Annotated in this window: 12 protein-coding genes; 8 read left to right on the top strand and 4 right to left on the bottom strand. The window is 60.6% G+C overall.

Going from position 1 to position 13,304, the window contains the following annotated elements; genetic code table 11:
• Positions 1-279 precede the first annotated feature (279 nt).
• The 6 genes from CCX46_RS04920 to CCX46_RS04895 all read left to right on the top strand — a co-directional run bounded on the left by CCX46_RS04920 (position 280) and on the right by CCX46_RS04895 (position 6,961).
• Positions 280-1,845 carry an MBOAT family O-acyltransferase gene (locus CCX46_RS04920; protein WP_016985188.1) on the top strand — a complete coding sequence of 522 codons (1,566 nt, stop codon included), beginning with the start codon at positions 280-282 and terminating at the stop codon, positions 1,843-1,845.
• Between the two features lie 10 nt (positions 1,846-1,855).
• Positions 1,856-3,031, top strand: a complete 1,176-nt coding sequence (locus tag CCX46_RS04915; RefSeq protein WP_127925908.1) for an alginate O-acetyltransferase — start codon at positions 1,856-1,858, stop codon at positions 3,029-3,031.
• Positions 3,032-3,045: 14 nt separating this feature from the next.
• On the top strand, positions 3,046-3,702 hold the full coding sequence (locus CCX46_RS04910; RefSeq protein ID WP_127925907.1) for an alginate O-acetyltransferase AlgF: 657 nt from the start codon (positions 3,046-3,048) through the stop codon (positions 3,700-3,702).
• 215 nt (positions 3,703-3,917) lie between these two features.
• Complete coding sequence (locus CCX46_RS04905; RefSeq protein ID WP_127925906.1) at positions 3,918-5,369, top strand: mannose-1-phosphate guanylyltransferase/mannose-6-phosphate isomerase; 1,452 nt, start codon at positions 3,918-3,920, stop codon at positions 5,367-5,369.
• 266 nt (positions 5,370-5,635) lie between these two features.
• A complete protein-coding gene (locus tag CCX46_RS04900; protein WP_127925905.1) occupies positions 5,636-6,100 on the top strand; it encodes a multidrug transporter in 465 nt (154 codons plus the stop codon).
• A 36-nt stretch (positions 6,101-6,136) separates the two neighbouring features.
• Entirely contained in the window at positions 6,137-6,961 is an 825-nt protein-coding gene (locus CCX46_RS04895; RefSeq protein ID WP_127925904.1) for an SDR family oxidoreductase, read from the top strand.
• A 94-nt stretch (positions 6,962-7,055) separates the two neighbouring features.
• On the opposite strand, the gene CCX46_RS04890 is transcribed toward CCX46_RS04895, so the two are convergent.
• The gene (locus CCX46_RS04890) at positions 7,056-7,937 is read right to left on the bottom strand and encodes a LysR family transcriptional regulator (RefSeq protein ID WP_127930354.1); all 882 of its coding nucleotides are present in this window, start codon (positions 7,935-7,937) and stop codon (positions 7,056-7,058) included.
• A gap of 109 nt (positions 7,938-8,046) precedes the next feature.
• Here CCX46_RS04890 and CCX46_RS04885 point away from each other — a divergent pair, with 109 nt between their 5' ends.
• A complete protein-coding gene (locus tag CCX46_RS04885) occupies positions 8,047-9,417 on the top strand; it encodes an MFS transporter (protein WP_127925903.1) in 1,371 nt (456 codons plus the stop codon).
• Entirely contained in the window at positions 9,414-9,812 is a 399-nt protein-coding gene (locus tag CCX46_RS04880) for a DUF4440 domain-containing protein (protein ID WP_127925902.1), read from the top strand. Before CCX46_RS04885 ends, CCX46_RS04880 begins: the two co-directional genes overlap by 4 nt.
• Positions 9,813-9,932: 120 nt before the next feature.
• Here the strand turns inward: CCX46_RS04880 and CCX46_RS04875 are convergent, their stop codons facing one another.
• Genes CCX46_RS04875 through CCX46_RS04865 form a run of 3 tightly spaced genes read right to left on the bottom strand, consistent with a single transcriptional unit; the run spans position 9,933 to position 13,192 of the window.
• Complete coding sequence (locus CCX46_RS04875; RefSeq protein ID WP_038357606.1) at positions 9,933-10,799, bottom strand: efflux RND transporter periplasmic adaptor subunit; 867 nt, start codon at positions 10,797-10,799, stop codon at positions 9,933-9,935.
• Positions 10,800-10,809: 10 nt separating this feature from the next.
• Positions 10,810-11,010 carry a DUF1656 domain-containing protein gene (locus tag CCX46_RS04870; protein WP_007914106.1) on the bottom strand — a complete coding sequence of 67 codons (201 nt, stop codon included), beginning with the start codon at positions 11,008-11,010 and terminating at the stop codon, positions 10,810-10,812.
• Entirely contained in the window at positions 11,000-13,192 is a 2,193-nt protein-coding gene (locus tag CCX46_RS04865) for an FUSC family protein (RefSeq protein ID WP_127925901.1), read from the bottom strand. The genes CCX46_RS04870 and CCX46_RS04865 overlap by 11 nt, the downstream gene beginning before the upstream one ends.
• Between the last annotated feature and the right edge of the window lie 112 nt (positions 13,193-13,304).

Below are 13,304 nucleotides of genomic sequence, written 5' to 3'. Positions count from 1 at the left end.
GAGGTGGCTGTGCGAGTTACGCCGAAATGAAATACCGAGTTGATCTCAGGCGTTGAAAAACAACCGAGATCAGGCTGCACAGAAATATCGGGTCGATCTCCTTTTCTGAAAACCATGGAGATCAGGCTCCCTCTCCCTCCGGGAGAGGGCGGGGGGTGAGGGGAAGATTTCAAGGCCCGGCACAACCCTGACAGAAACACCGTTTCACCCCTCCACTACCACGGGGGGTTTGGGGGGGCTTTGGCCCTTGACTGTTGGTTCAAACATGGAGAGATCGGGATGGTATTTTCATCCAACGTGTTCCTGTTTCTGTTCTTGCCGATCTTTCTCGGCTTGTACTACTTGAGCGGGCAACGCTATCGCAATTTGCTGCTGCTGATCGCCAGCTACGTGTTCTACGCCTGGTGGCGTGTGGACTTCCTCGCGCTGTTCGCCGCCGTCACATTGTGGAACTACTGGATCGGCCTCAAAGTCGGTGCCGCCGGCGTACGAACCAAACCGGCTCAGCGCTGGCTGCTGCTCGGTGTCGCAGTCGACCTGTGCATCCTCGGCTACTTCAAGTACGCCAACTTCGGCGTCGACAGCATCAACGCGATGATGACGTCGGTCGGTCTTGAGCCGTTCATCCTCACCCACGTGCTGTTGCCGATCGGTATCTCGTTCTACATCTTCGAGTCGATCAGCTACATCATCGACGTGTATCGCGGCGATACCCCGGCGACGCGCAACCTGATCGACTTCGCGGCATTCGTGGCGATCTTCCCGCACCTGATTGCCGGCCCGGTGTTGCGTTTCCGCGACCTCGCCGATCAGTTCAACAATCGCACGCACACCCTCGACAAGTTCTCCGAGGGCTGCACGCGGTTCATGCAGGGTTTCATCAAGAAGGTCTTTATCGCCGACACCCTCGCGGTGGTCGCCGACCATTGCTTCGCCCTGCAAAACCCGACTACCGGTGATGCCTGGCTCGGCGCGCTGGCCTACACCGCGCAGCTGTATTTCGACTTCTCCGGTTACAGCGACATGGCCATCGGTCTGGGCTTGATGATGGGTTTCCGTTTCATGGAAAACTTCAAACAGCCGTACATCAGCCAGTCGATCACCGAGTTCTGGCGCCGCTGGCACATCAGCCTGTCGACCTGGCTGCGTGACTATCTGTACATCACCCTCGGCGGTAACCGTAAAGGCACGCTGATGACCTATCGCAACCTGTTCCTGACCATGCTCCTCGGTGGTCTGTGGCACGGCGCGAACATCACCTACATCGTCTGGGGCGCATGGCACGGCATGTGGCTGGCGATTGAAAAAGCGCTGGGCCTGAACACCTCGCCACGCAGCCTCAACCCGATCCGCTGGGCGCTGACCTTCCTGCTGGTGGTCATGGGCTGGGTGATTTTCCGCGCCGAGAATCTGCACGTTGCCGGGCGTATGTACGGTGCGATGTTCAGCTTTGGCGACTGGTCGCTGTCGGAACTCAATCAGGCCAGCCTCACCGGTCTGCAAGTGGCGACCCTCGTGGTGGCGTACGTGACGCTGGCGTTCTTCGGCCTGCGTGATCTGTACACCAATCAGCCGCCGGCCAAGAGCAAACCTGAAGTCAACGTCGAGGCCAACGGCCCTGCCACGGCGACTCCGGGAATGATCAAAGCCGCACCCGGCGAAAACCCGGCGAGCATCCATGAGCCCGGCTACACCGTCGGCGTCGAAGCCCAGGTGCAACCGGCCTACTGGAGCGCGGACTGGTCGCGCTACGTGATGCGCGGCTTGATCCTGCTGCTGTTCATCGCCTCGATTCTCAAACTCTCGGCGCAAAGCTTCTCGCCGTTCCTTTACTTCCAGTTCTGAGGGATCTGACATGACCCGCTCATTACGCATCTTCTACATCGCCCTGTTCCTGGTGACCCTGTTGGTCCTCGGTCTGTGGTCGGTTCGCAGCTTCTTCGGCTTCAGCACCAACGCCGATGCGACGGTGCTCAACGGCCGCTGGACCAAGGCTGTGGAAACTCATTACGACGAAGAATTCCCGATCAAGCGTCTGGGCACCAACCTCTGGGCCGCGCTGGATTTCAAACTGTTCAACGAAGGTCGTCCGGGCGTGGTGCTCGGTCGCGATCAGTGGTTGTACAGCGATGAGGAATTCAACCCGATCGTCAACGAAGAGCTGAACCTGCAAGGCAACTACGCGCTGGTCGAAGGCGTGCGCCAGACCCTCAAAGACAAAGGCGTGAAACTGGTGATGGCGATCGTGCCGGCCAAGGTTCGTTTGTACCCGGAACATCTGGGTGAAGTGAAACCGGCGAGCATTCACGAAAACCTTTATGAGGATTTCCACGCCCGTGTTGCGGCCGACAAGATCCTCGCCCCTGACCTGCTCAAGCCATTGCAACAGGCCAAGCAGAACGGTCAGCAAGTGTTCCTGCGCACCGACACCCACTGGACGCCGGAAGGCGCCGAGATTGCAGCCAACACCCTGGCGAAAACCATCGCCGACAAGTTCCCGCTCAGCGGCGAGCCCCAACGCTTCGTTACCACGCCGGCGGAGAAGGTCACGCACAAGGGCGACCTGCGCTTGTTCCTGCCGCTCGATCCGTTGTTTGAAAACCTGATGCCGGCGCAAGAGCCACTGCAAAAGCGCAACACCGTCGCAGCCGGCGATCAGCCTGCTGGTGATGACGCGCTGTTCGCCAGCAATGAAGTGCCAGTGGCACTGGTCGGCACCAGCTACAGCGCCAACCCCAACTGGAACTTCGTCGGTGCGCTGAAACAAGCGCTGCACAGCGACGTGGTGAGCTACGCCGAAGACGGCCACGGCCCGATCCTGCCGATGCTCAGCTACCTGAAAAGCGATGACTTCAAGAACAGCCCGCCACAGGTGCTGATCTGGGAGTTTCCTGAACGTTATCTGCCTGTGAACAACGAAATCGGCGACGCCGACCCGCAGTGGGTCGCAGAGCTTAAACAAGCCGGCGCACGCCAACAAAACGTAGCAATCAACACTAAATCCGAGACGCCCGATCGGGCGCAAAACTGAAAGAGAGGTACACCATGACTTTCACTACTACTCCTCGTCGTCTCGCTAAAAGCTTCGCTCTGGTTGCTGGCCTCAGCGTGCTTTCCGTCCCAGCCTTTGCCGGTGGCGACGCCGCACTTTATGGCCCGACTGCACCGAAAGGCTCGTCCTTCGTGCGCGTCTACAACGCCAGCAACGCTGAAGTCAGCGCCACTGTCGGCAGCACTAACCTGAGCGACGTTGCGCCACTGGCCAGCAGCGACTTCAGCTTCATGCCGGGCGGTGATTACAGCGCCAAGGTCGGCAGCCAGACGCTGCCGGTGAAACTCGCCGGTGACCACTACTACACCCTGGTCAACAACGCTTCCGGCGCGCCGCAACTGATCGAAGAGCCGCCGTTCAAGAACAAGCAGAAATCCCTGGTGCGCGTGCAGAACCTCAGCGACAAACCGCTGACCCTGAAGACTGCTGACGGCAAGACCGACGTGGTGCCTAACGTGGCCGCCAAGGGCCGTGGCGAACGTGAAATCAACCCGGTGAAAGTCAGCCTCGCGCTGTACCAAGGTGACAAGAAAGTAGGCGACGTGAAGCCGGTTGCACTGGAGCGCGGTGAGGCAGCGGTGCTGTACGTCACCGGCAGCGGCAGCAGCCTGTCGCCAGTCTGGGTGAAACGCCCGGTATCGACTCGCTAACGATTTTTCCGAACTGACGCAGTGCCCCCTGTGGGAGCGAGCCTGCTCGCGAATACGGTCCGACATCCAACATCAATGTCGACTGATACGCCGCTTTCGCGAGCAGGCTCGCTCCCACCCTTGACCGGGTTGTCAGTTCGGGTACGAGACAAAAACAAGAGTGAAACGACACAGCGTTCGTACCTCTAACCAATCGATTTTATGGAGTAAACAATATGATTCCGGTGATCTTGTCAGGTGGTAGCGGTTCGCGTCTCTGGCCGCTTTCGCGTAAGCAGTTCCCTAAGCAATTCCTCGCCCTGACCGGCGAACACACCCTGTTCCAGCAGACCCTCGAACGCCTGGTGTTCGAAGGCATGGACACCCCGATCGTGGTCTGCAACAAGGAACACCGCTTCATCGTCAACGAGCAGTTGGCCAATCGCAACCTGGAATGCCAGCGCATCCTCATGGAACCGTTCGGCCGCAACACCTCGCCGGCCGTGGCGCTGACCGCGATGATGCTGGTCAATGAAGGCCGTGACGAGTTGATGCTGGTGCTGCCCGCCGACCACGTCCTCGAAGATCAGAAAGCCCTGCAACGCGCGCTGGCCCTGGCCACCGTCGCCGCCGAAAACGGCGAAATGGTCCTGTTCGGCGTGCCGGCGACCAAACCGGAAACCGGTTACGGCTACATCAAATCCACCGGTGATTCGCTGCTGCCCGAAGGCGTCAGCCGCGTTTCGCATTTCGTCGAAAAACCTGACGTCAAACGTGCCACCGAGTACGTCGAATCCGGCGGCTACTACTGGAACAGCGGCATGTTCCTGTTCCGCGCCAGCCGCTTCCTCGAAGAGCTGAAAAAGCACGATCCGGACATCTACGACACCTGCCTGCTGACCCTCGAACGCAGCCAGCAAGACGCCGACACCATCACCTTCGACGAAGCCACTTTCGCCTGCTGCCCGGACAATTCCATCGATTACTCCGTCATGGAAAAAACCCAGCGCGCCTGCGTCGTGCCGCTGACCGCCGGCTGGAGCGATGTCGGTTGCTGGTCGTCGCTGTGGGAAGTCAACGAGAAAGACGCCAACGGCAACGTCACCAAGGGCGATGTGGTGATTCAGGACAGCAAGAACTGCATGATCCACGGCAACGGTAAACTGGTGTCGGTGATCGGTCTGGAAAACATCGTCGTGGTCGAAACCAAAGACGCCATGATGATCGCCCACAAAGACAAGGTTCAGGGCGTCAAGCAGATGGTCAACACCCTCAACGAGCAGGGCCGCAGCGAAACCCAGAACCACTGCGAGGTTTACCGTCCGTGGGGTTCGTATGACTCGGTGGACATGGGCGGGCGCTTCCAGGTCAAGCACATCTCGGTGAAACCGGGCGCGTGCCTGTCGCTGCAGATGCACCACCACCGCGCCGAGCACTGGATCGTGGTCAGCGGCACTGCTGAAGTGACCTGCGATGAAAACGTGTTCCTGCTCTGCGAAAACCAGTCGACCTACATCCCGATCGCCTCGGTGCACCGCCTGCGCAACCCGGGCAAGATCCCGCTGGAAATCATCGAAGTTCAGTCGGGTTCGTACTTGGGTGAAGACGATATCGAACGCTTCGAAGATATCTACGGTCGCTCCACCCCGATCGAACGTGGCGTGTCGGTGAAGACCATCGCGCAATAACTGATCGATAAAACAAGAAGCCCCCGTCCAGCCCGCTGCGTCCCCTATCCGCAGTGGGTTGGGTGGGGGCTTTTTTTGTTCGAAGTCTGTGTCGTCTGAACCGGCCTCTTCGCGAGCAGGCTCGCTCCCACAGTTGTCCGCATTCCAAAAGTGGGAGCGAGCCTGCTCGCGAAGAGGCCCGGTCAGACACCGCAAGTCCCGATGCCCATCGCCAACCTCACCTACGCTTAGGTAGGATGACCCTCTCTCTCCTCGAGGTTGTGCGCATGTTCATCGGCATTCTGCTGGTCATCACCTGGTTGATCCTGCTGTTGCGCTACCCGGCCAAGGCCTTGCCGGTCTCGGTGGCGGCGGCGATTGGCCTGGGTTTTGTCGCCATGTGGGTGGTGTGGCTGGACAACCGCGAGATCAAACAACTGGCGCGCCTTGAGATGCGTATCAGCTATGCACCGGAGCAATGCCCGGCCGATCGTCCGTTGCAACTGAAAATGAAAAACGGCAACGACGTGCCCCTCACCGAGCTACGCTGGCGCATTGCAGCCTATGCGCCGGGCGACACGGTGAATCTGGCCGACAACCAATACACCGCGCCACGCTATCGCGGCCCTGGCGAACTGCAAGCCGGCGGCGAATGGGAAGACTGTCTGCCGATGCCGCCGCTGCGCCCCGGTTATCGCCCGCAAACCCTGGAGTTTCGCGCCGAGCGATTGCAAGGCAGTTTCTCCGACTGATCCCCTTCACCACTCTATTTGCACAAGGAATGCGCCATGCCCGTTGCGTTGATTACCGGTTGTTCCAGCGGCATCGGCCGTGCCCTCGCCGATACGTTCAAAGCCGCCGGTTTCCAAGTCTGGGCCAGTGCGCGCAAGGCTGAAGATGTCGCGTTGCTGGCGTCTGCCGGGTTCACCGCCGTGCAACTCGACGTCAACGACAATGCGGCGCTGGAGCAACTCGGCGAGCGGATCAACCAGCAACACGGCGGCCTCGACGTGCTGATCAACAACGCCGGTTACGGCGCCATGGGGCCGCTGCTCGATGGCGGCGTGGCGGCCATGCAGCGCCAGTTCGAGACCAATGTGTTTTCGATTGTCGGCGTCACTCGCGCGTTGTTTCCGGTGCTGCGCCGGGCCAAGGGTCTGGTGGTGAATATCGGCAGTGTGTCCGGTGTGCTGGTCACGCCGTTTGCCGGTGCTTACTGCGCCTCGAAAGCAGCCGTGCACGCATTGAGTGATGCCCTGCGCATGGAACTCGCGCCGTTTGGTGTACGCGTCATGGAGGTTCAACCGGGGGCGATTCAATCGAGTTTCGCCAAGAATGCAGGGCATGAAGCCGAGCAGTTGATCAACGAGCAGTCACCGTGGTTTCCACTGCGTGAAGGCATCCGGGCACGGGCCAAGGCTTCACAGGACAAACCGACGCCGGCCAATGAGTTTGCGGCTGTGTTGTTGAAGGCTGTACAGCAGAGCAAACCGCCGCGCTTGATCCGCATTGGTAATGGCAGCCGGGCGTTGCCGTTGCTGGCGGCGTTGTTGCCCAAGGGCTTGCTCGAATCGACGTTGATGAAGCGGTTCGGGTTGCGCGCGAAGCTCTGAGACCGGGTTCACGCTTTCGCGAGCAGGCTCGCTCCCACATTGGATCTCTGTGTGGGAGCGAGCCTGCTCGCGAAGAGGCCAGATCAGCCAACACTCATCCCCAGCCCTTCATGAAATCAATGAACGCCCGCACTTTCAGCGGCAAATGCCGGGTGTCCGGGTACAGCGCATACACCCCTTGCGGCGCAAACCGGTAATCCACCAGCAAACGCTGTAACCGTCCGGCATCAAGATCGTCCTGAATCAGCCATTGCGGCAAAATCGCCACGCCTTGCCCGGTCAACGCAAACGCCCGCAGCGTCGCCGAGTTGTCCGCGACGATGGCAGTGGTTCCCGGTTTTGGCTGGTAGAAATGCTCCACGCCGTGCGGGTCGGTTATGGTCATTTCCGGCACTCGTCCATGCCCTAACGTCGGCATCGACTCCAGCGTTGCCAGCGTGACCACCGGCGCGAAGCGCTCGATCAACCCTGGCGCCGCCACGGCAAATATTTCGAACGTCGACAACTGCACCGCACGCAGATTGGAGTCGTGCATGCGCCCCAGCCGAATCGCCATGTCAAAGCGCTCGGAAATCAGATCGGCATGGGTCGAAGACGTCGACAAATGAATGTTCAGTTGCGGTTGCTGCTGGCGAAACACCTCCAGCGCCGGCACCACCTGAGCCAAGGCAAACTCGACAGTCGTGGTGATGCGCAGTGTGCCTTTGAGTTGTGCGTGTTCGGAACGCGCCTCTTCGATCGCCAGCCGCGCCTCATCCAGCGTGCGCAAACAGCGTCGATAAAAGCGTTCACCGGCATCGGTCAGCGCCAGTTGCCGGGTATTGCGCGTGAGCAAGGTCACGCCCAGTTCTTCCTCCAGGCGTTTGAGGTTGAAGCTGACCACCGCGCGCGTTTGCCCCAGCGTATCGGCGGCAGCGGTCAGAGAACCGGCCTCGACCACAGCTTTGAAGGTGTCAAAACGATCCAGGCTGACCATATCCACGGCACTCCTTGTCAAAATAATTTTGACAAACTAGCAGGCAAACCAGCGTTTTCCTACGACCGGAAGCGCCCTACCCTGCACGTCTCATTACAGGGAAGCTGCCATGGCTTATCGCTCGAAAGTCGCGCTGGTGTATTTGTTGGGCTTCGCGCTCGACCTGCTGAACATGTTCGTCGCCAGCATCGCTTACCCCGACATCGCTCAACAACTGCACGCCTCGGTGACGCAACTGGCGTGGATCAGCAACGCCTACATGCTCGGCCTGACGCTGATCATTCCGCTGAGCGTGTGGCTGGCGACACGGGTTGGCGAGCGCCGGCTGATCCTCGCGTCGCTGCTGTTGTTCGGCGTCGGTTCGGCACTGGTGGCGCAAGCGGGATCGATTGAAAGCCTGATTGCCTGGCGACTCCTGCAGGGGCTCGGTGGCGGACTGCTGCTGCCGGTGGGCCAAGCCCTGGCGTATCGACAGTTTCCGGCGACGCAACGCGCGCACTTCACCGGTGTGGTGTTGCTGGTGGCGCTGCTGGTGCCGGCACTGTCGCCAGCGGCCGGCGGACTGATCGTTCAGGCGCTGTCGTGGCGCTGGATTTTCTACCTGAATCTGCCGCTGACACTGCTCGCATTCGGGCTCGGCCTGCTCTGGTTGAAAGCCGATCAGCCCTTGCATGAGCGCCCGACGCTGGACGCCCGTGGCCTGTTGCTGGCGGCGTCGGCACTGAGTTTGTTGTTGATCGCCGTCAGCCTGGTAAGCGACGCCAGCACCCGAGCACTCGGCATCATTGTGCTGATACTCAGCCTCCTGATCCTGGGCTTTTACCTGCGCGATGGCTGGCGCAAACCCGGCGCGATCCTCGACCTGCAACTGATCAAGCACCCGTCGCTGCGTCTGGCGATGTTGATCTACTTGTGTGTGCCCGGGGTGTTCACCGGCACCCACATGATTGCCGTGTTGTACCTGCATACCCTCGGTGTCGGCGCGGCGCAGACCGGCGCATTGATGCTGCCGTGGGCCGTCGGTTCGGGCGTGGGGATCATGCTTGGCAAACGCAGTTTCAACCGCATCGGCCCCAAGCCATTGCTCAGCGCCGGCATGCTCCTGCAATGCGTCGGCATCGTTTTGCTAATGCGCATCGAACAACCGGCCAGCACGCCGCTGATCATCGCCTACGCCCTTATGGGGTTGGGCGGCAGCCTGTGCAGCGTCACCGCGCAGAGCTTGGCGTTCGTCGGCATTACGCCAGAAAAAATGGGCCACTCCAGTGCCCTGTGGAACATCAATCGCCAACTCGGTTTCTGCCTCGCGGCGGCGCTGCTCAGCTCACTGCTGGGCGCGTTGGGTGGTGACGGTTTCAGTGCCTGCTTTATCGCCGCCGCGCTGCTGACCCTGTTGCCAATGGTCGCCGTCCTGCGTTTTGACTCGACCCACGTGCTCGCGCTATTGAACCCACCTGCCCTTGAGGAAAAAACTGCATGAATGACGCCACGCCCTACCTGGACGAAGTGATCCAGGCGCACGAAGCCATCGAACGATGGTTTGCCGTAGAAGAAGATGACGCCGCGCTGCAGCGATTGCTGGCGCGTTTTTCACCGCGTTTTACCATGGTGACGCCGTTGGGCCGAACACTGGATGTCGATGCCTTGCGCCTGCTGTTCCGAGCCGCAGGCGGGCAGAAGAAAGGCTTCAGAATCCAGCTCAGTGAGTTACGCGTGATTGCCCTGCATCAGCGCGGCGCGACCGTGAGTTACCGCGAGCAGCAGACCGACGCGAGCGGTGTGCACACGGATCGGCGCTCGACGGTGGTGTTTGAAAAACTCGAATCCGGGCGAGTGTTCTGGCTGCATTTGCAGGAGACGTTTTGCGCTGAGTGATTGCTCGTTATCAGTCTGGAAATACCGAGTCGCCCCATTCGCGAGCAGGCTCGCTCCCACATTTGAAATGCATGACCTCTGTGGGAGCGAGCCTGCTCGCGAAAGGAGCGACACGGTCTGTCAGTTGTCCACTGCGCTCTGATTCACCACCACCGTGCAGGTAATCCCCGCCGCCAGCAGCACACCTTCCGGCACTTCATCAATATGAATGCGCACCGGCACCCGTTGCGCCAGGCGCACCCAGTTGAAGGTCGGGTTCACATCGGCAATCAGCTCGCGGCTTTCCGGGTTATCGCGGTCATAGATACCGCGCGAAATGCTTTCCACATGGCCCTTGAGCACTTCGCCGCTCATCAACTGCATGTCGGCTTTGTCACCGACTTTGACGTGGGGCAGTTTGGTCTCTTCGAAGAAGCCGTAAACCCAGAACGAGTTCATGTCGACCACGGCCATTTTCGCCTCGCCGATGCGTGCGTAGTCACCGCGATGCACGTTGAGGTTGGTCACATAACCGTCGACCGCCGCGCGCACTTCGGTGCGTTTGAGGTTGAGTTCAGCGGCTTCCAGTTGCGCTTGGGCGTGTTGGTAATCGGCCAGCGCGGCGTCGGCGATGTTGCTGGCGTCATCGCGGTTTTCCTTGGAGATCACCAGGTTGTCGAGGTCGGCGCGGCGGTGGGCGTTGACCTTGCGCATCTCCCAGGTCGACTTGCGCGAAGCGACCAGCGACTGCGCCTGCTTGACCGCGATGCGGTAGTGCTCTGGGTCGATCTGCATAAGCAAATCACCCTTCTTCACCAGTTGGTTGTCGCGCACCGGCACATCGATGACTTCACCGGTAACGTCGGCGGCGACATTGATGATGTCGGCGCGCACGCGGCCATCACGGGTCCACGGCGTGTTCATGTAGTGCTCCCACAACGTGCGGCCGATCCACAACGCCAGGGCCAGCACCAGCAGGGTCGCGAGCAGGCTGAAAAACTTTTTCATCAAGATAGTCTCAACGGTAGACAGTCAGCGCCATGGCGCCGAACAGACAGGTAAACAGACTCAGACGCAGCAGCGCCGGGTGCCAGAAAAAGCGGTACAGGTCGAACCCGGACAGGAACCGGTCCACCGCCCAGGCCAGCGCCGCAGCGATGAAAAACATCAAAGTCATGGTCGGCATGTACACGCCGTGGAAGGCGATTTCACGAGGCATGGGCAAGTCCTTCCGGCTTGGCGATGGCGTAGGCAGCAAGCGGTGATTGCGGGTCGAGCAGCGAGGTACGGATGAAGTGCAGATAGCTCTTCACCCGGCGCAACGCCGAGGTGTCGAAGTGTGGGGCGAACGGTTCGTCAGTGGCCGCTACGCGACTGATCGCATGGTCGACCGCGACCAGTGCGCGTTCGAGATTGCTGGAGTTCGGTTGCAGAAACAGTCGCACCAGCGCGCGGCCCATCACGCGGATTGCCTGGCGCCACGGCTGCGATTCGGCATAGGCCGGGTGCACCGGCAGGATCGCCTGCTCCTTGCGCAACTCGATGATCGCGTGGCCGACTTCCAGTACCACGAACATCCAGCGCAGCAGGTTCTTCTGCACCTTCGGTTGACCGGCCGCGAGACCGTAGGCCTGGTGCAGCAAATCGCGGGTACGGCTCTCGAAACTCGAGGCCAGACCTTTGAGTTTGCCGCTGATCGCATAGACCACTTGACCACGCAGATCCTGCTCCAGGCGCTTCCACAACCAGCGACTGTTCGGCGGCAGAATAATCGCCCCGGCAGCGGCACAGACCAGCATGCCCATGACCATGGCGATGTAGTCGTTGATAAAGGTGTAAGGGTTGTAAATGGTCAGGTTGTCCGGCACCGAACCGGTGCTGAAGAAGATCAGCAGACCGAGGCCGACCCCGGCGTATTGCGGGCGCGACGTGAGGAACGAGCCGAGGACGATCACCGGCGCGAGCATCACGCACAGCAGCGGAAAACCATCGATCCACGGGAAGATGAAAAACATCTCGACGAAGCCGATCAGCGCACCGAGGAAGGTCCCGCACGCCATCTGAAAGGCCATGCGTTTCGGGTTCGGTGTGGCGGCGGAGAGGCCTACGGTGGCGGCGGCGATCAGGGTCATCGTCGCGCCGCTTGGCCACGCTGTCGCGACCCAGTAACTGCCCAATACAACGAGGATGAACGAGGCGCGAATGCCCGATGCAGCAGCTGCCCACCAGTTGGTTTGCGGGGTGAACGGCTCGTCCCAGCGCTCGCGCTCGTGGCGGTGATCGGCCAAGGATGCGTGGGTCTGTGCATAACTGTGCAAGTCGTCGACGAAGCGATAGAGCAATTCGTACGCGGTGTGGAAATCCAGTTGCTCGGCGTCGCTCGGCTCGCTCTCCTGGAAGATAGCGCGCAGGCTGCGCACGCGTGCCGGCAGGCCTTCCTTGTAGCTCGCAAGCGCTGTCGCCAAGCGCGCGGCATCGGGGCTGGTCAGGGCGCGACCACTGAAGCCGTCGAGCACTTCGGCGAGATCCTGCAGGCCCGGTCTGATCGCCGCGACCACATGTTCTTCGCCATTGCCACGCAAGCGTTCAAGCAACTGATGCAAAGCGTTGAACCGCGTGGTGATGCCCATGAATTCGCTGTTCAAACGGCTCAGGCGACCGTTGCGCCGACGCATGTGCGGGTCTTCAAACACGGTGACACTGCGCAAGCCTTCGAGGCCCACGGCTTCGGCGATAAAACGCACGTTGCTCGCCTCGAAAGACTCGGCTTTGCTGCGCCCGCGCAGGCCATCGGTGACGAATAAAGCGAACACACCGAATCGCTGATACAAGGCATTGCGCATGGCGGCGCTGGCGGTTTGCGGCAGGATCGCGGCGCTGATCAGGGTCGAGCAGAGAATCCCCAGCGAGATTTCCAGCACCCGCCACACCGCTGCCATAAATGCGCCGTCCGGGTGCGCCAGCGCCGGCAGCCCGACCATCGCGGCGGTATAGCCTGCGAGGACAAAACCGTAAGCACGGAAGTTGCGGCAACGCGCGGCTCCGGCCGAGCAGATGCCGACCCAGATCGCCAGCGAGCCAAGGAACAGTTCGGTGTTCTGCGCAAACAACGCGATCAGCGTGACCATCATCGCCGACCCGGCCAGCGTCCCGAGGAAGCGATAGAAACTCTTGGCAAACACCTGGCCGCTCTGCGGCTGCATGACGATGAACACGGTGATCATCGCCGTGCGCGGTTGCGGCAGTTCCAGGCGCATGGCCAGCCACAGCGTGAGGAAAGCGGCGATCAACACCTTGAAGATGTAGACCCAGGTCACGCCATCGCTGCGCGCCCAGTCGAAGAAACCACGGCGCCATTCCAGGGAGTAGAGCCAGCGCAGCGGTGCGGGCAAGGGAGTCATTTAATTGTGCTCATGGATTCAGGCAAGACGCGGTCCCTGTAGGAGTGAGCCTGCTCGCGATAGCGGTGTGTCAGCCAACATAAATGCAGACTGACAGGCCCTCATCGCGAGC

Source organism: Pseudomonas sp. RU47 (assembly GCF_004011755.1).
GTDB lineage: Bacteria > Pseudomonadota > Gammaproteobacteria > Pseudomonadales > Pseudomonadaceae > Aquipseudomonas.
Note: the sequence above shows the minus strand (reverse complement) of the source record. Positions and strands in the feature narration are given on the sequence as shown.